16 protein-coding genes are annotated in these 19429 nt (G+C 31.9%); 14 read left to right on the top strand and 2 right to left on the bottom strand.

The window, feature by feature from the left end; translation table 11 throughout:
- The first annotated feature begins 1 nt into the window (after nt 1).
- The gene (gene porT / locus BMX42_RS05545; RefSeq protein WP_091310115.1) at nt 2–700 is read left to right on the top strand and encodes a type IX secretion/gliding motility protein PorT/SprT; all 699 of its coding nucleotides are present in this window, start codon (nt 2–4) and stop codon (nt 698–700) included.
- Between the two features lie 10 nt (nt 701–710).
- On the opposite strand, the gene BMX42_RS05540 is transcribed toward porT, so the two are convergent.
- Complete coding sequence (locus BMX42_RS05540) at nt 711–1436, bottom strand: TrmH family RNA methyltransferase (RefSeq protein ID WP_091310111.1); 726 nt, start codon at nt 1434–1436, stop codon at nt 711–713.
- Between the two features lie 14 nt (nt 1437–1450).
- Between BMX42_RS05540 and tamL the strand changes: the two genes are divergently transcribed.
- The 3 genes from tamL (at nt 1451) to accD (ending at nt 6100) form a co-directional block, all read left to right on the top strand.
- Nucleotides 1451–4033 (top strand): translocation and assembly module lipoprotein TamL, encoded by a 2583-nt coding sequence (tamL, locus tag BMX42_RS05535; RefSeq protein ID WP_449404127.1) that lies wholly within the window; start codon nt 1451–1453, stop codon nt 4031–4033.
- 68 nt (nt 4034–4101) lie between these two features.
- A complete protein-coding gene (gene fbaA, locus BMX42_RS05530; RefSeq protein WP_091310105.1) occupies nt 4102–5169 on the top strand; it encodes a class II fructose-bisphosphate aldolase in 1068 nt (355 codons plus the stop codon).
- A gap of 76 nt (nt 5170–5245) precedes the next feature.
- Nucleotides 5246–6100 (top strand): acetyl-CoA carboxylase, carboxyltransferase subunit beta, encoded by an 855-nt coding sequence (accD, locus tag BMX42_RS05525; RefSeq protein ID WP_091310101.1) that lies wholly within the window; start codon nt 5246–5248, stop codon nt 6098–6100.
- A 59-nt stretch (nt 6101–6159) separates the two neighbouring features.
- Here the strand turns inward: accD and metK are convergent, their stop codons facing one another.
- Nucleotides 6160–7431 carry a methionine adenosyltransferase gene (gene metK / locus BMX42_RS05520; protein WP_091310097.1) on the bottom strand — a complete coding sequence of 424 codons (1272 nt, stop codon included), beginning with the start codon at nt 7429–7431 and terminating at the stop codon, nt 6160–6162.
- Between the two features lie 284 nt (nt 7432–7715).
- Between metK and BMX42_RS05515 the strand changes: the two genes are divergently transcribed.
- The 10 genes from BMX42_RS05515 (at nt 7716) to BMX42_RS05470 (ending at nt 19417) form a co-directional block, all read left to right on the top strand.
- Nucleotides 7716–8633: a T9SS-dependent choice-of-anchor J family protein gene (locus tag BMX42_RS05515; RefSeq protein ID WP_091310094.1), complete on the top strand. Its 918-nt coding sequence runs from the start codon at nt 7716–7718 to the stop codon at nt 8631–8633.
- A gap of 374 nt (nt 8634–9007) precedes the next feature.
- Nucleotides 9008–10183 carry a trans-sulfuration enzyme family protein gene (locus BMX42_RS05510; protein ID WP_091310090.1) on the top strand — a complete coding sequence of 392 codons (1176 nt, stop codon included), beginning with the start codon at nt 9008–9010 and terminating at the stop codon, nt 10181–10183.
- Entirely contained in the window at nt 10180–11673 is a 1494-nt protein-coding gene (locus tag BMX42_RS05505; RefSeq protein WP_091310086.1) for a PLP-dependent transferase, read from the top strand. The genes BMX42_RS05510 and BMX42_RS05505 overlap by 4 nt, the downstream gene beginning before the upstream one ends.
- A gap of 479 nt (nt 11674–12152) precedes the next feature.
- Nucleotides 12153–12848 carry a phosphoadenylyl-sulfate reductase gene (locus BMX42_RS05500; protein ID WP_091310082.1) on the top strand — a complete coding sequence of 232 codons (696 nt, stop codon included), beginning with the start codon at nt 12153–12155 and terminating at the stop codon, nt 12846–12848.
- Between the two features lie 62 nt (nt 12849–12910).
- Nucleotides 12911–13816 (top strand): sulfate adenylyltransferase subunit CysD, encoded by a 906-nt coding sequence (cysD, locus tag BMX42_RS05495; RefSeq protein ID WP_091310078.1) that lies wholly within the window; start codon nt 12911–12913, stop codon nt 13814–13816.
- Nucleotides 13817–13865: 49 nt separating this feature from the next.
- Nucleotides 13866–15098 carry a sulfate adenylyltransferase subunit 1 gene (locus BMX42_RS05490; RefSeq protein WP_091310074.1) on the top strand — a complete coding sequence of 411 codons (1233 nt, stop codon included), beginning with the start codon at nt 13866–13868 and terminating at the stop codon, nt 15096–15098.
- Between the two features lies 1 nt (nt 15099).
- Nucleotides 15100–15915: a serine O-acetyltransferase EpsC gene (gene epsC, locus BMX42_RS05485; RefSeq protein ID WP_091310070.1), complete on the top strand. Its 816-nt coding sequence runs from the start codon at nt 15100–15102 to the stop codon at nt 15913–15915.
- A gap of 40 nt (nt 15916–15955) precedes the next feature.
- A complete protein-coding gene (cysK, locus tag BMX42_RS05480) occupies nt 15956–16867 on the top strand; it encodes a cysteine synthase A (protein WP_091310067.1) in 912 nt (303 codons plus the stop codon).
- Nucleotides 16868–16947: 80 nt separating this feature from the next.
- Nucleotides 16948–17766 carry a uroporphyrinogen-III C-methyltransferase gene (gene cobA / locus BMX42_RS05475; protein ID WP_091310063.1) on the top strand — a complete coding sequence of 273 codons (819 nt, stop codon included), beginning with the start codon at nt 16948–16950 and terminating at the stop codon, nt 17764–17766.
- Complete coding sequence (locus BMX42_RS05470) at nt 17756–19417, top strand: diflavin oxidoreductase (protein WP_177169123.1); 1662 nt, start codon at nt 17756–17758, stop codon at nt 19415–19417. The genes cobA and BMX42_RS05470 overlap by 11 nt, the downstream gene beginning before the upstream one ends.
- Nucleotides 19418–19429: the final 12 nt, after the last annotated feature.

The raw sequence follows: 19429 nt of genomic DNA, 5'->3' as shown, positions 1-19429 counted from the left end.
CATGCAATTTAGATATTTCTTTTTAATAGTATTATTTTCACTGAACTCCTTTGGTCAGGGGGGAACCTTTGGTAAAAATCCAATTATTAATAATGAAAACCACGATAAACAAAGAGTGCATTGGGGGTATTTTTTAGGTTTTAGTAGTTACGATTACCAATTTAAATATTTAACCGTAGGAAAAGATATTGAATTGCAAAAAACAACTGGTTTTAATGTGGGTTTAGTCGGGAATTTAAGATTAACCGAGTATTTTGATTTGCGTTTTGAACCAGGATTTTATGCCACACAAAGAAATTTAGTGTATCCAGATATTGAAGATAGTGTTGACCAATTAAGAGAAGTAAAAGCAGCTAATTTGCATTTTCCATTATTGTTAAAATATTCGGCTTTACGAACTGGGAATATCAGACCGTTTTTATTAGGTGGAGTTTCAGCTACATTAAATTTAGGCAGCAACGAAAAAGCACCAGACGATAATTCCTCAGATAGATTTAGAGTAAAAACGTGGACACAAAATTATGAAGTTGGTTTTGGAATCGATTTGTATTTAGAATATTTCAAATTCTCGCCATCTATTCGTGGGGTTTTCGGAATGAATGACGAATTAATTCGTGATAAAGACCCAAATTCTCCTTGGACAGGAGATATTCAATCTATGAAAACGAGAGCAATTTTTGTGAACTTTACGTTCCATTAATCTAAGTAACTTATAGACTTCTCTTAAACTCCGATAAAATCACAGCTGTTGCAGTCGCAACATTTAAACTTTCGGTTTGTTGTAAATTCCCAAATCTTGGAATTGAAATTTTTTGAGTCACCAAATTTTCTATTTCTTTAGAAATTCCATTAGCTTCATTACCCATTACAATAATTCCTTTTGTTGGTAATTCTTGTTTATAGATATTTTTTCCTTCCATAAAAGTGCCGAAAATTTCTACATCAGCCGTTTTTAAATAATCAGGCAAATCCGTGTATAAAACTTCTACTCGAGCCAAACTTCCCATCGTAGCTTGAACTACTTTCGGATTGTAAATATCAACGGTTTCTTCTGTGCAAATAATTTTAGAAATTCCAAACCAATCACACAATCTAATAATCGTGCCCATATTTCCTGGATCTTTTATGTTGTCCAGTGCTAATTCTAAGTCAGAACTTGTTTTTGAATTTACTTCCTTAATTTTAAAAACAGCCAAACAATCATTCGCAGTAGTTAAGGCTGATATTTTTTTAAGTTCCGCATCCGAAATGAATTCGGAATTATACTTTTTATCAAACAAATTTTCTTTGGTTACAAATAAATGTTCCAAACTAAAATTAGCATCAATAAGTTCCTGAATTACTTTTTTTCCTTCTGCTATAAAAAGATTGTGTAACTTACGGTACTTTTTTTGCTGTAAACTATTAATTAGTTTAATTTGGTTTTTGCTAACCATAAAAAATTGTATTTTTGAATAAAATTAAGTGCTTGAAAAATCTCACATCAAAAATAGTACTATTTTTTCTTTTTGGAATACTTTTTTACTCTTGTTCTGAAGTAAGAAAGCTCCAGAAGAAACAATTGCTAATTCATGACAACGAAATTATTGTAAATGACAAATCTACCAATTCGGAAGATTTGCACAATCAGTTATATCAAAAACCCAACAGTAAATTATTAGGTTTCAAACCGCGTTTACAATTGTATAACTTAAGTAAAAAAAATGCGGATTCTTCTTATAATGCTTGGTTGCATAAAAAACCAAACCGAATTGAGAGAATGACTAAGCTGTATTCTAAGAAGCAAGTAAACCGTTTAGGGAAATCGTTCTTTGTTTCTGGATATAGTAATTTTTTAAAGGAAATTGGTGAAGCGCCATCAATTTTAGATACTTCAAAAGTTAAAAAATCGGAGAAAAGATTATATGCTTATCATTTTAATAGAGGTTTTTTTGATGCAAAAGTGTCTTCTAAAATTGATTCGTTAAAAAATCAAAAAGTAAAAATTTCGTATAAAGTAAACACGGGTAATGCTTATGTAATTGACAGTATTTTTAGAAATATTGAATCGCCAATTGTAGATTCGTTGTATGTTCGAATTTCTGATAAATCACTAATTAAAACAGGTGAGGCATATAGCAAAGAAAATATTGAAAATGAGAAAAGACGAATTGCTACGGAATTTAGAAATCGTGGCTTATATTTTTTCCAAGAGAACTATATAAAACCACCTGATGTTGATACAATTGACAAGCCAGATAATAAATTAAATATCACTTTTAATATTGGAAATAGGGTTGTAAAAAAAGGAGATTCAAGTTATACAGAACCATTTAAATTGTATAGAATCTCAAAAGTAAATGTTTTTACAGATAAACAAGTTAAAGAAAAAGCGGTAGGAATTGATAGTATTACTTATAAAAAAACCAATTTTTATAGTTCTGGAAAATTAAAATACAAACCAAAAGCGTTAACAAACGCCATCTTTATTGAAGAAGGTCAATTGTTTAGTGATAAAGATAAAACCTTAACCACAAGAGCATTAACGAATTTAAGAATATTCTCGTTTCCACGAATTCAATATGTTGAAGATGCTAGCGGAAATGGATTAATCGCAAATATTGTATTAACTCCATTAAAAAAATATCAATATAATATAAAGGGTGATTTAACGCATTCTAATATTCAACAATTTGGTATTTCTGGATTCACAGGTATTACATTTAGGAATGTGTTTAAAGGTGCTGAAATTTTAGATTTTGCTATACGAGGAAATCTAGGAACATCAACAGATCCAAGTATAAAAAACAGTACTAATGCCTTTTTTAATATTTTGGAATATGGAGGTGATGTGAAATTATCTTTACCTCGAATTTTCTTCCCGATTAATACCAAAAAAATAATTAAGAAAGAATCTTTTCCGAGCACAGCAATTACGTTAGGACTTTCTAAACAAACCAATATTGGTTTGGATAAAGAAAATTATAATGGAAGTTTTTATTATGATTGGGGATTAAATAAAGATGAAACTAAAAAGTTTAGATTCGATTTGTTCAATTTGCAATTTGTTAGAAATTTAAATGTTGGCAATTATTTTAATGTGTATAATTATTCTTATAACACATTAAATGAATTGGCTCATGTATATAACAATAATCCTAATTTAACTGTTGATGGAGCTTTAACAGGAGATTTGTCTTTGCCAGGCGCAGTTGAATTTTTAAATCAAGTTTCTTATGGTGGAATACCAGTTAATAACGAAGCAGATTTTAAAACCATCAATACTATTGGGGAAAGAAGAAAAAGATTAATTGAAAACAACTTAATTTTATCTTCAAGTTTCTCTTATAATTTAAGTACAAAAAGAGACATTAACGATGTGGAGTTTTATAATATTAAGGCAAAAGTTGAAAGTGCTGGAAATGTTTTAAATTTAATTGCTAAACAAAAAAATGAACCTTTTAGTGATAGTAATAACCGAACTTTATTTGGTGTAGAATACGCACAATATATAAAAACGGAATTTGAATATATTAAGCATTTGCATTTGTATAAAAAGAGCTCATTAGCCTTTAGATTTTTTGGTGGAATTGCTATTCCTTATGGAAACTCCAATTCTGTTCCGTTTTCACGAAGTTATTTTGCTGGTGGAAGCAATGATAATAGGGGTTGGCAAGCGTATTCATTAGGGCCAGGAGCTAGTAAAAGTGTCAATGATTTTAATGAAGCTAACTTTAAATTATCAGTTAATTTAGAATACCGATTTAATATTTTCAATAGTTTAAACGGTGCTTTATTCGCAGATGCTGGAAATATTTGGAATGTTTTTGATAATGTAGAAGATGAAAAATTAGTTTTTAAAGGCTTTAAATCGCTTAATGATACTGCTATAGGAACAGGTTTTGGTCTCCGTTATGACTTTGGTTTCTTCGTAGTTCGAGGTGATTTCGGATATAAATTATACAATCCAGCAAAAGAATATTCAGAAAGATGGTTCAGAGATATGAATTTATCTAAAACAGTTTTTAATATAGGTATCAATTATCCTTTTTAAAATTAATAAAATTGTTACTTTTGTAAATCGAAACAACAACACACATAAATTATCAAATAAAAAAGAATATGAGTCATAATATTAAGCCCGGAGTAGCTACAGGAGATCAAGTTCAAGAAATTTTTAGATACGCAAAAGAAAAAGGTTTTGCTTTGCCAGCAGTAAATGTTACTGGAAATAGTACTGTAAATGGTGTTCTAGAAACAGCTGCAAAACTTAATTCTCCAGTTATTATTCAGTTTTCAAACGGTGGTGGGCAATTTAATGCAGGAAAAGGATTATCTAATGCAAATGAAAAGGCAGCAATTTTAGGTTCAATAGCAGGTGCAATTCACGTGCATACTTTAGCTGAAGCTTATGGTGCTACTGTGATTTTACATACAGATCATTGTGCTAAAAAAATATTACCTTGGATTGATGGTTTGTTAGATGCTTCTGAAAAACATTTCGCAGCAACAGGAAAGCCATTATATTCTTCTCATATGATTGATTTGTCAGAAGAACCAATTGAAGAAAATATCGAACTTTGTAAACAATATCTTGCTCGTATGAGTAAAATGGGTATGACTTTAGAAATTGAATTAGGTATTACTGGTGGAGAAGAAGATGGTGTAGATAATACTGATGTAGATAGTTCTAAATTATACACTCAACCAGAAGAAGTTTCTTACGCTTACGAAGAATTAATGAAAATTAGTCCGCGTTTCACAATTGCAGCTTCTTTCGGAAATGTTCACGGTGTTTACAAACCTGGAAACGTAAAATTAACTCCGAAAATCTTAAAAAATTCTCAAGAATTCGTTCAAAATAAATTCAATACAGGTCCAAATCCTGTTGATTTTGTTTTCCACGGTGGTTCTGGTTCAACTTTAGAAGAAATTAGAGAAGCTATTTCTTACGGAGTAATTAAAATGAATATTGATACCGATTTACAATTTGCTTTCACAGAAGGAGCTAGAGATTATATAGCAACTAATATGGAATATTTAAAAACTCAAATTGGAAATCCAGAAGGAAGTGAACTTCCTAATAAAAAATATTACGATCCAAGAAAATGGATTCGTGAAGGTGAATTGACTTTCAACAAAAGATTAGAACAGGCTTTCGCCGATTTAAATAACGTAAATACATTATAAGCAAGAAGTTTGAAGTTTGAAGTTGGATGTAAATTTCCATCTTCAAACTTTTGTCTTCTAACCAAAATTTAAAATTATGGCTTGGTTTAAAAGAAAAGAAAAAGGAATTACAACTGCAACTGAAGATAAAAAAGATGTTCCTAAAGGATTGTGGTATAAATCGCCTACAGGTAAAATTGTTGATTCTGAAGAATTAGAAAGAAATTTATGGGTTAGTCCAGAAGACGATTATCATGTTAGAATTGGTAGTGCGGAATATTTTCAAATACTTTTTGATAATAATGAATTTGAAGAATTGGATGCAAATTTAACTTCTGTAGATTCATTAAACTTTGTAGATACAAAAAAATATAGCGATCGTTTAAAAGAAGTTACTGAAAAAACAAAACTTAAAGATGCTGTAAGAACTGCTGTTGGTAAATCTAAAGGAAACGACATCGTTGTTTGTTGTATGGATTTTGCTTTCATCGGTGGGTCTATGGGTGCTGTTGTAGGTGAAAAAATTGCTCGTGGAATTAATTATTCTATGAAACATAAATTGCCGTTTGTAATGATTTCAAAATCGGGTGGAGCTCGTATGATGGAAGCAGCACAATCGTTAATGCAATTAGCAAAAACATCAGCAAAATTAGCACAATTAGCAGAAGCGCAATTGCCATACATTTCATTATGTACAGATCCAACAACTGGTGGAACTACGGCTTCTTATGCGATGCTAGGAGATATTAATATCGCTGAACCAGGAGCTTTAGTAGCTTTCGCTGGACCTCGTGTAGTTAGAGATACAACTGGTAAAGATTTACCAGAAGGATTTCAAACTTCTGAATTTTTATTAGATCACGGTTTCTTAGATTTCATTTCGCACAGAAAAGAATTAAAAGACAAAATTAATTTATACGTTGATTTAATTTTAAATCAAGATATTAGATAAAAATAAAAAATCCCGATTTGAATTTCAAATCGGGATTTTTTTATAATGTTTAGAAAATATTAGATTCCAAAAGCAGTTTTAATATCTGCAACTCTATCTAATTTTTCCCATGTGAATAATTCAACTTCTAACGTTTTAACGTCGCCATTTGGAGATTTAAACGTTTTAGTAACTACTTCATTTTTACGTCCCATGTGTCCGTAAGCAGCAGTTTCACTATAAATTGGTGTTCTTAATTTTAAGTTTTGCTCAATTGCGTATGGTCTTAAATCAAACAATTGCGCTACTTTATCAGAAATTTGAGAATCTAATAAACCATTTTTAGCAGTTCCGTAAGTGTTTACATAAATGTTACATGGTTTAGCTACACCAATAGCATATGAAACTTGTACTAAAACTTCACTAGCTACACCTGCAGCTACTAAGTTTTTAGCAATATGACGCGCAGCATAAGCAGCACTTCTATCTACTTTACTTGGGTCTTTTCCTGAGAAAGCTCCACCACCGTGAGCACCTTTTCCGCCGTAAGTATCAACAATAATTTTTCTACCTGTTAATCCAGTATCTCCGTGTGGTCCTCCAATTACGAATTTTCCAGTTGGATTAATGTGGTACTCAATTTTATCATTAAATAAATGTGCGTATTGAGGGAATTTAGCTAAGATTCTAGGAATTAAAATTTCAATAATATCTTTCTTAATTTTAGCTAACATTGTAGTTTCTTCGTCGAAATCATCATGCTGAGTTGAAACTACAATAGAATCAATTCTTACTGGTTGATTTTCGTCGTTGTATTCTAATGTTACTTGAGATTTTGCATCTGGACGTAAATAAGTAATAGCTGAATTTTCTCTTCTTAATTCTGCTAATTCTTGTAATAATTTATGAGCTAAATCTAATGCTAATGGCATTAAATCTACTGTTTCGTTTGTAGCGTAACCAAACATAATTCCTTGGTCACCTGCCCCTTGTGCGTTTGCTTTAGATTCGAAATCAGTAGCAGCTGCTCTGTCAACTCCTCTATTAATATCGTCTGATTGATCGTGAATTGCTGATAAAACACCACAAGAATTCGCTTCAAACATATATTCACTTTTAGTGTAACCAATTTTTCTAATTACATCACGAGCAATAGTTTGTACGTCTAAATAAGTAGAAGACTTTACTTCACCAGCCAAAATTACTTGCCCCGTTGTTACTAAAGTTTCACAAGCTACTTTTGACGATGGGTCAAATGCTAAAAAGTTGTCAATTAATGCATCACTAATTTGATCTGCAATTTTGTCTGGATGTCCTTCACTTACAGATTCCGACGTAAATAAATATGCCATAATTATAAAAATAAATTATATAAATAATAAACGAAAAAATTGCAGGGAAATACTAAAGGAGGGTTTCTGCTTTAGCATTTTTTTAACGAGGTTGCAATCAGTTCAAATTTTTCCTCTTTTTAATTCTGGTGCAAATGTATGAAATGTATTTGAATTCCAAATAGTTGTTTTGTTTTTTTTGATAAAAAATGTGTTTTGTCGATTAATAATTGTTTTTCAACGGGTTAACGTTGTTTAATTGTTGAGTTTGAGTACATTCAATAATAATTTTAAAAATAATAATTATGAGAAAAATTCTACTTTTACTTTTATTGCCAATTTTTGGTATGTCACAAAATCAGTTTGCTTTTGGATTTGACGGAACTACGGCTGCTATGGTTACTGCAGGATGGCAAGTTACTAACCAAAGTTCTCCAGCAACTACTGCAACATGGAATAATGCAACTTATACCACGCCATTAGCTGGTGCTTTATTTGGAAGTGGAAATATTAATACTGTTCCTGTAGGACAAGCGGGAGGTAATAACTCTTTTGCTGTAGTGAATTTTAATAGTACAACCGGTACAGGAATAATTAGTAACTGGTTAATTACTCCAGATATTTCCGTTCAAAATGGGGATGTTGTTACGTTTTATTCTCGTAAAGGGACTGATGGGGCAACGGATTATCCAGATAGATTGGAATTAAGAATGAGTTCTGTTGCTACTGTTCTTCCTTCGGGAGGTTCTTCAGGGGTTGGTTCGTTTACAACTGTATGTTTAACTATTAATCCAACTTTAGTAGGTGGGTTTGTGTATCCAAAAACATGGACGCAATATTCATACACGGTTTCTGGATTGTCTGGATTAACGCCTGTTAAATTTGCATTTAGGTATTTTGTTACAAATGGTGGGCCTACTGGTGCTAATTCTGATCTTATTGGAATTGATACTTTTTCAGTTGACAGGCCATTAAGTACGGATAGTTTCTTTAAAAATAATTTTTCAGTATATCCAAATCCTGTAATTGACATGGTTAATATTTCAAATTTAAATGATTCTGAAATTACTAAAGTTTCAATTACCGATATTAACGGAAGAGTGGTTAAAGAAATTAATTCTAATGTATCAAGTGTTTCTGTAGGTGATTTGAATCCTGGTATTTATTTCTTAAGGATAAATACTTTAGAAGGTTCTGGAACGTCTAAATTTGTGAAAAACTAGTAGGTTCTAGAAAATATAAACTTTAAAAATCGGAATAATGAATTGGTCGTCAATTTGTTATTCCGATTTTTTTGTTAGATAAAATAATTTTAAAGGCTTAATTTTAAATTTTGTAGATAAAAAAACTAAATAAATGTTTTAAAGTAGTAAAATTTAGATAATTTAACTATAAAATTTATTTTATTAGAAAATTATTCTATTTTTGCCTCGTTAAAAAACAACAACATGCAATTAGGAAATAATAAAATGATGATGCAAATGATGATGTGGAAAATTTCCGCGGGGTACTCTATTTGTTAAATCTAAAAAATAATATAAATAGACCTCTGCTTTTGTAGAGGTTTTTTTTTGACACAACTTTAAACATATATAACATGCAACTTGAAACTTTATTAGCTAATATATCACAACATTCCAATTTAGTAGACGCTTATGGCGCTACGCATTTGCCTATTTACAACACGGCAACATTTGATCAAAAAAGACAATTTCCAAATAATAAAAACTACGATTATTCTAGAACAGATAACCCAACTAGAAATGCTTTAGAAGATATTTTCACTTTAGCAGAAAACGGTGCAGGTTGTGTTTGTACGAATACTGGTGTTTCAGCTTTGGCTTTATTATTCGATACCGTTTTGAAATCTGGTGATACAATTTTAGTAGAAAGAGATTGCTATGGTGGAACATACAGATTGTTGTCAATTTTACTTGAAAAATATGATGTAAGAACCTGTTATGCAGATTTTACAGAATTATCTGAAGTAGAAAATGCCTTAGAACAAAATGATGTAAAATTGATTTTATGTGAGTCGCCAACCAATCCAAGTTTGAAAATTGTTGATTTAAAATCGGTTGCCGATTTAAGTCAAAAATACAATACATTATTTGCGGTTGATAATAGTATGGCAACATTCGCATCACAAAAACCATTAGATTTAGGTGCAGATTTCTCTTTGTTTTCAGCAACAAAATTTATTTCTGGACATGGAAGTGTGGTAGCAGGAGCAATCGTTGCAAAAACGGAACATTGGTCGGAACGTTTGAATTATTTTTCAAATGCACATGGAAGAGCGCAAAGTCCGTTTGATGTGTTTTTAGTCTCATTAGGCTTACCAACATTGGTATACAGAATGAAAACTCAAGAACAAAGTGCTATTCAGCTTTCGGAGTTTTTAAATACACTTTCTGATGTGATTGATGTGAAATTTCCAGGATTGCCATCACATCCACAATATGAGTTAGCGAAAAGTCAAATGAAAATTATTCCTTCTGTATTAACAATAACATTGAAATCAGCGGAAAAAGCAGAACAATTAATTCAGAATACGAAATTATTTGGCGAAAAAGTTTCTTTCGGAACATCAGATTCTCGTTTAGAAATTCCTTCAAAAATGAGTCATGCCACGTATTCTGAAGAAGATTTGAAAAAGATTGGATTGACGCATGCTACAGTTCGAATATCGGTTGGATTAGAAAATATCGACGATTTAATTGCGGATATTCAACAAGCATTAAAAGTAGAAACGAATAAATACGTAAAGTTATGACTAGTGAAGTAATCAGTGAATATTTTTGTAAAATTCCTTGCGGAGAAAACATTCCTTTAGATAATCCGCACTCGGTTTCAGTGAGTTTACCAAAAATTCAAGATGTGATTGATTATGAAGAAGGGAAATCTAGTGTAATTGATAAAATGAAATCAGGATATCCGCGCTTTTTTCGCAATCCGTTTGTGACACAATTGACGCAATTTATAAAGAAAAAATATAAAATTTCTGATGCCGAAAAATTAATTCCAATTACTTCAATTCATGCTAAAATTATAATTGAAAAAGCTTTAAATGTTTCTTTTGAATGTATCGAAGATAAATATAAAAACGCATTTTTAATTATCAATTCAGAAGATGAAAACGAAAAAAAATACGCCGATTTTATCCGAAATGCAGGTTTAATTATCAGTTCTAGAAAAGCGGAAGAAACTTTATATAATTACAATTTAATTAAAACTGTTTTTGTTGAAGAAACGGTAAATGAAAAAAAAGCGATTTCCAATATAAAAAATACGTTGAGTGAAGCATACGGAACATCTTCAAATAAAGTTGTTTTGTCTAATTGCGGTATGAATGCTTTGTTTACGGCAACTGAAGTGTTGGTTTCTGTTCAGAAAAAATTCTGGAAAACTGAAATTGTACAATTGGGTTGGTTGTATGTCGATACGATGGAAATTATCGAAAGAAAAGAGAATTCTCACGTTCAAATTAATATTTTCGATTTAAATCAACTGGAAAATTGGTTAGAAAGAAATCATCAAAAAGTTGCTGTTCTAATAACAGAGGTGGTGAGTAATCCGCTTTTACAATGTGTAGATTTGCCAAGATTGCACGAATTGTGTTCCCGTTTTTCAATCAAACTAATTATAGATAATACGTTGGCAACACCTTATTGCGTAGATGTTTTACCTTATTGCGATGTGGTTGTGGAAAGTTTAACCAAATTCGCTTGCGGAAATGCCGATTTGCTTTTCGGTGCAATTATTGCTAAAAATAATGCTCTAGTTTCTTTGCTTTCTGAAAACGTAATTCCTCCTTTTGAAGGTGAAGTTAAAAGATTAGGTTTTGAAATTTTAGATTACGAAAATCGTGTAAATAGAATTTCTGAAAACACGATTTTACTTCATGATTATTTAAAAACACAATCAAAAGTTGTTGAAATTAAAAGTGTTTTTCATGAAGATAGTTTGGGTAATTTTTCGAAAATCCAAAAAGGAAATTTAGTTCCAGGATTGTTGTCAGTAGTTTTTGATGAAGATTTAGCTCATTATTACGATAAGTTAGAATTGGCTAAAGGCCCAAGTTTAGGAACGGAATTTACGCTAGCCATGCCATATGTGTATTTAGCACATTACGATTATTTAAAGTCGGAAAGTGGCTTAAGTAAATTGAATGAATTAGGTATAAATCCGAATTTATTGCGAATCTCAGTTGGTGCAGAACCAATCGAAGATATTATCAACGTATTTCAATTGGTATTAGAATAATTTAAAAATTGGATTCGAATAATTAAAAAGAAAAATAATCTATTAAAATGATTTATTTAAAACTAATATTCATTTTAAAGATAAAATAATAATAAAATTTAGAAAATTAATCTAAAAAAATTGGTTTAAAAGAAAATTAATCTATCTTTGCCACATAAATAATAAGAAAATGATATTTACAGTTAGCAATATGTGTTGTTGTATGGGGAAAATTTCCGCAGAGATGACTATTGCCTAATTTTAAATTTTTAAAATAGCTAAAAGCCTCTGTTTTGCAGAGGCTTTTTTTATATCCAATAATTAAATAAATACAAAAATAAAATGATTTCAAATTCAATAACATATACAGTTTCAACTTCAGTTTGTTGTGCGTGCTTTCTCAAAAAGGAGCCGTAACACTGTATTTGTATATATCACAAACAATAGTATTAAGCTCCTTCAATTTGAAGGAGCTTTTTTTATTTAAACCAAAATCAAAGATGAAAGATAATTTATTAAAAAAAGTTGTAGAAAGTAAAACGCTAGAAGAAAAGCTAAAACAAATCGCCAAAATAATCCAAGGTAAAATAGTTTTTTCAACCAGTTTCGGAATTGAAGACCAAGTGATTTCTCATGCTATTTTTTCGCAAAACATTAAAAATGTTGAGGTGTTTACATTAGATACAGGCCGACTTTTTCCAGAAACCTATGCTGTTTGGGACAAAACACAATTACAATACAATGCAAAAATTAAGGCTTTCTATCCGAATTCAAACACCATTGAAAATTATATCAATGAAAATGGAATTAATGCTTTTTATAATTCGGTGGACTTAAGAAAAGAATGCTGTTTCATTCGAAAAGTAGAACCCTTAAACAGAGCTTTAGTCGGTGCAACAGTTTGGATTACAGGTTTACGAGCGGAACAATCGAACAATCGAAATTCGGTAAAAGAAATTGAATGGGACGAAGAAAAACAACTATACAAATTCAATCCATTATTAAACTGGACAACCGATGAAGTTGTGGAATATTTAAAGAAAAATGCAGTTCCATATAATCTTTTACACAATGAAGGATTTGTAAGTATTGGCTGCGCACCATGTACAAGAGCTATAAAACCAGGTGACGATTTCAGAGCGGGTCGTTGGTGGTGGGAAGATCAATCCAAAAAAGAATGTGGTTTACATAAATAAAATCAGGTAAAAACAACTTGAAACCTGAAACAAAAATAACTTGAAACTTGAAACAAAACAAAATGAGTCAAAAACATAACTATCTAGAACAATTAGAAAACGAAGCAATTTATATTCTTCGTGAAACTGCCGCACAATTTGAAAAACCAGCTTTGCTTTTTTCTGGCGGAAAAGATTCTATCGTTTTGGTGCATCTAGCTTTAAAAGCCTTTCGTCCAGGGAAATTTCCTTTTCCATTGGTACATATTGATACCGGTCATAATTTCCCAGAAGCCATTGAATTCAGAGATTATTTAGCGAATCAAATTGGCGAAAAATTAATCGTAGCTTCAGTAGAAGATAGCATTAAAAAATACAATTTGAAAGAAACTGCTGGTCGTTTTCCTTCAAGAAATGCTCTACAAACCTATGCGCTTTTAGATGCGATTGAGGAAAATGAATTTGATGCGTGTATTGGTGGTGCTCGACGCGATGAAGAAAAAGCCAGGGCGAAAGAAAGAATTTTTTCCGTTCGAGACGATTTCGGACAATGGGATCCAAAATTACAACGTCCAGAATTATGGGATATTTTAAACGGAAAAGTGAAAAAAGGTCATAATGTTCGAGTTTTCCCAATTAGCAATTGGACAGAATTAGACGTGTGGAACTACATTCAGAAACACAACATCGAATTACCCAACTTGTATTTTGCTCATGAAAGAGAATGTATTGTGCACCAAGATAAATTGGTGGCGACATCAAAACTCATTCAACCTTTAGAAAATGATAAAGTTGTGGTTGAAAAAGTACGATACAGAACGGTTGGAGATATGACGTGTACAGCAGCAGTTCCTTCCGAAGCGGCAACCATACAAGATATAATTGAAGATATCATTCAAACCAGAGTGAGTGAAAGAGGACAAACGCGATTAGATGATCAACTATCTGAAGCAGCCATGGAGGACAGAAAAAAACAAGGGTATTTCTAAACTTGAAACTTGAAACCTGAAACAAAAACAACTTGAAACAAAAAAAACAATGAACACATTACGATTTATAACAGCAGGAAATGTAGATGATGGTAAAAGCACTTTAATCGGACGTCTTTTATATGATTCTGATAGTATTCACACCGATCAATTAGGTGTTTTGAAAAAACAAACGAAACAAGAAGGTGTGGATATCGATTTGTCACTAATTACAGACGGACTTCGAGCAGAACGCGAACAAGGAATTACAATTGATGTAGCCTATAAATATTTTTCGACTAAGAAAAGAAAATTTATCATCGCCGATGCACCAGGTCACGAACAATACACGAGAAATATGATCACTGGAGCTTCTAATTCCGATTTGATTATCATTTTAGTAGATGCTCGAAAAGGAATTACAGAACAAACAAAACGTCACGCCAGTATTGGTTCGTTGATGGGAATTAAAAAAGCAATTATCGCCATAAATAAAATCGATTTACTGAATTATTCTGAAACAATTTTCAATCAAATTAAAGCTGATTTTGAAACGATTAAGTCTGAGTTGAATTTCAATGAAATTCATTACATCCCAGTAAGCGCTTTGGTTGGTGATAATATTGTGACGAAGTCTGAAAATACAGCTTGGTACGAAGGAAAAGCATTGTTAGAAACTTTAGAATCTATTGAATTGGAAACAACAGAAGATTTAGCATCTCGATTTCAAGTACAATGGGTAATTCGTCCAAAAGATGAAGCCAATCACGATTATCGTGGTTACGCTGGTTTGGTATTGAGTGGTAGTTATAAAGTTGGCGATACAGCAATTATTTTACCAGCGAATATTGCCACTAAAATTGTAAAAATTGAGAAGAATTTAGAAAGTATTCAAGTGGCGAAAGCTGGCGATAATGTCGTTTTACATTTTGAGAACAACATTGATATTAGTCGTGGTGATACTGTCGTTTTATACCATCAATTACCAATAGAATCTACTCAAATTAATTCTTGGGTTTCTTGGTTAGATAACACGCCATTACAATTAGGGAAAACGTATTTGTTGCAACACCGATTTAAAAATGTTCGCGTGAAAATTCAAGAAGTAAATCAAAAATGGAATATCAACGATTGGGAATTCACCAACGAAACGGAAATCAAACTAAATGACATCGCTCAAATTAGTTTAAGAACAAATCAGCCGTTGTTTTATGATGCTTTCGATAAAAATCCGAAATCAGGAAATGCCATTCTGATTGATGAAACTAGTAATAATACGGTTGGCGCCTTAATGTTTTTATAATATGTCGTACTCAATATACATCAGAAATCAGGAAAGGACGAAAAGTCCAATCAATAAAAAACAAGTGGAAAAATGGGTGGATGAATTGATTAATTGGCTTTTCGATATTAGTCAAGAATATTCTAATTATAGGTTTTTCCAAAATAAAGAAAAGCTGATTCAGTTAAAACTTCAAGATATTTTGGCAAATGTTGCAGATGATACGAATCAAATTATAGTGAATTCAAATTATTTTTTTGATAGTCTAGAGCAAATTCATTTTGTTTTGATTAACGATTTAGAAACGATTATAAATTTTGATCCAGCTGCAAAATCTAAAGAAGAAGTTTTAATTGCTTATCCAGGTTTTTTTGCGATTACAGCCTACAGAATTGCTAATATTTTTTGGAAATTAAATATTCCAATTGTTCCAAGAATAATAACGGAATATGTGCATAGTAAAACAGGGATCGACATTCATCCAGGAGCAGAAATCGGAGAAAATTTCTTTATAGATCACGGCACTGGAATTGTAATTGGCGAAACCACTAAAATAGGAAACAATGTTAAAATTTATCAAGGTGTCACATTAGGAGCTTTGTCGGTTTCAAAAGATAATGCTTCAGATAAAAGACATCCAACCATTGAAAATAATGTGACTATTTATGCGAATGCCACCATTTTGGGAGGAAATACAACAATCGGAGTGAGTTCAGTAATAGGCGGAAATGTTTGGTTAACCCATTCAGTTCCAGAAAATTCTTTGGTTTATCATAAAAGTGAAATCGAAATTAAAAAGAAAAGTGAGTTTCCAGAAGCATTGAATTATGTGATTTAGGAAATCAAAACAAATAAAAATACAAATAAAATCAAACGAGATGAAAGCAAATAATATATTAGAAACGATAGGAAATACACCAGTAGTAAAAATCAATAATTTATACGGTGCGAATAAAAATGTGTGGATTAAATTAGAAAGAACCAATCCAGGAAATAGTATTAAAGACAGAATTGCTTTAGCAATGATTGAAGATGCGGAAGCTAAAAATTTACTAAACCCGAATAGTGTAATTATCGAACCAACTTCTGGTAATACGGGAATTGGATTGGCGTTGGTGGCAGCTGTAAAAGGCTATAAAGTAATTTTGGTAATGCCGGAATCGATGAGTGTGGAACGCAGAAAATTAATGGAAATCTATGGTGCAGAATTCGATTTAACACCACGCGAAAAAGGAATGAAAGGAGCTATTGAAAGAGCTGCCGAATTAGTTTTACAAACTCCAAATGCTTGGTCGCCATCACAGTTTAAAAATCCAGCAAATGTTGCGATACATCAAAGAACCACAGCACAAGAAATTTTAGCAGATTTCCCAAATGGTTTAGATTATATCATCACTGGTGTTGGAACTGGCGGACATATTTCGGGCATTGCATCGGTCGTAAAAGCTAAATTTCCGAATGTTAAAGTTATTGCAGTGGAACCAGAATTGTCTCCAGTTTTAAGTGGTGGTAGTCCATCTCCACATCCAATTCAAGGAATCGGTGCTGGTTTTGTTCCAGAAAATTACCACGGAAATTTAATTGATGAGGTCATTCAAGTTTCAAAAGACGAAGCTTTCGAATACACCAGAAATATTGCTAAAAAAGAAGGGATTTTAGTCGGAATTTCAACGGGTGCTTCATTAGCTGCCGTAGCAAAAAAAGTAGCGTCATTACCTGATGATGCTGTAGTATTAACCTTTAATTACGATACCGGAGAACGTTATCTTTCGATAGAAGGATTGTTCTAGAAATCAGTGATTTATTGTAGAAATTGTACTTCGTTATTAACGCGGAGCAGCTATTTCTACGCCTAATTTCAAAAATAATTATGATACAAATAGCAAAAAAAGGGAGAGTTATTTTGGCTGGAGCTGGTCCTGGAGATCCCGATTTAATCAGCCTAAAAGCATTAAAATATTTGCAAACTGCCGATGTGGTTTTAACAGACAGATTGGTCTCACCAATACTAATTGAAGAATATGCCAGAAAAGATGCAGAAGTAATTTATGTGGGTAAACAATGTTCAAAAGGCATTTGGACACCACAAAAAGATATTAACGAACTTATAGTGGAATTCGCTTTGCAAGGGAAATTGGTATTGCGATTAAAAGGTGGCGATGCTACTTTATTTTCTAATGTGTTAGATGAATTACAAACGGTTAAGAAACATGAAATTCCTTATGAAATCATTCCAGGAATCTCAGCGGCTTTTGGCGCTGCAGCTTATACGGGAATTCCTCTAACGGCTAGAGGTTTTTCAAGAGGTGTGCGATTTTTAACGCTTTACGATTTAGATAAAGTGCAGTACGACCAATGGAAAGACTGGGCGACAACAGAAGATACTTTGGTTTTTTACATGAGCGGACAACGTCTTGATTTTTTAACGCAACAACTTTTAAATCTTGGTATTGATTTAGAAAAAGGTTTGGCTGTGGTGCAACAAGCAACTACGCCCAATCAAAAAACAAACGTGTTTTCTTTTGAAAATATCCAATCAAAATCTTTGCCTGAATTTGAATTTGTGCCAACACTATTAATCATAGGAAAAGTGGTGAATTTACATGAACAATATTCATGGTTCACTGAAAAAAATACAACAGAATCTTATTTCGATAATCATAAAAATATATTCCAAAATGCTGTCTGAAACTAAACTATCGTTATTACAACAATTAGCACAAAATGCTTCAAAAGAAGAAATTATCTGGACCAAAGGTTATTTATCTGGGTTTTTAGATCGAGTGGAGTTGTTAGGTGGAATCACTGAAAACAATACAATTCCTTCGGTAACTGTAAAACCTCTAATTGTGTATGGAACTGAAACTGGAAATTCTAAAAAAGTAGCTTCTAATTTATTGGCGGCTTTCAAAAAGAATAAAATTCAAGCAAAAGCTATTGATGTTTTTCAATATGATGTGGCTAAACTTGAAAAAGAAAGTCTGGTCTTATTTGTAATGAGTACACAAGGTGAAGGAGAATTTCCTCAAAATGCCATACCATTTTACGAAAAATTAAAAGCGTCAAATGCGAATTTTAGCAAAGTTTCTTTTGCCGTTTTAGGACTTGGAGATTCTTCGTATCCGTTGTTTTCTAATGCAGGAATTTTGTTAGATGAGGTTCTAGAAGAAAAAGGAGCAAAACGTTTGTTACCATTAGTAAAAGCAGATGTTGATTTTGCAGAAACTGTTTCAATTTGGGAAAGTGATTTACAAAAAGCTTTTCAAAATATTGACTCAAATGTAACGAATGAAGTAAAACCAACAAGTTCAATTGTTTCTTCTGGTAAGAAAAATTATTTAGGAAAAATTAGTCATAAAGTCGTATTGAATGACAAAGGTTCGGACAAAGAAACCTATCATATCGAAATTGAATCTGATGATGAAATTAGTTACGAACCTGGTGATGCTTTAGGTGTTTTTCCAAAAAATAAAGAAGCAGAAATTCAAGCCATTGCAACGTATTTTGAAGAAGAAGATTATTCAATTCTTGCAGATAAAAATGTGAGAGGTTTGTCTAAAAAATCATTGGAAGCTTTTTCAAAGTTGTTTGAAATTGAAATTATTGAAGAGAAAGCTAATTTGTTAGATATCATTCAAAAACACCAACCTAAAAAAGTAAAATTAGAAGAAGTGATTGCTTTGCTTTTGCCAATTGCTCCAAGATTATATTCTATTTCGTCATCTTCGGAAGCGCATGAGGGACAAGTGCATTTAACGGTTAATTTGAATAAATTCAACGTGGATGATGAAATCAAAACAGGTTTAACATCAGAATTTTTAGCCGATTTTCCTTTAGAAGAACAACTGGAATTTTATATACATAAAAATCAAAATTTCCGATTGCCAAACGAAGAAACGGATATTATTATGATTGGCCCAGGAACTGGAATTGCACCTTTCAGAAGTTTCTTGGCAGAAAGAGATGTGACCGGAGCCGAAGGTAAAAACTGGTTGTTTTTTGGTGAACAACATTTCGTGTTAGATTTTTACTATCAAACCGAAATTCAAGAATGGCTAACAACTGGTGTGTTGACGAAATTAGATACGGCTTTTTCAAGAGATCAAGAACGTAAAATTTATGTGCAAGACAGAATTCGAGAAAAAGCAAAGGAATTTAATTCTTGGTTAGAAAACGGCGCCAGTATTTACATCTGCGGACAAAAAAATCCAATGAGTCAAGATGTAGAACAAGCCATTGTTGAGGTTATTTCAAAAGAGCGAAATATCTCAGAAAGCGATGCTAAACAAGTTTTGGAAGAATTAGAGAATCAAGGAAAATATCAAAAAGACGTGTATTAAGTGATTAGGCAA

It is taken from the genome of Flavobacterium terrigena (genome assembly GCF_900108955.1).
Classification (GTDB): domain Bacteria; phylum Bacteroidota; class Bacteroidia; order Flavobacteriales; family Flavobacteriaceae; genus Flavobacterium; species Flavobacterium terrigena.
The sequence above is the reverse complement of the archived record's forward strand: the minus strand, read 5'-3'. Positions and strand labels throughout refer to the sequence as shown.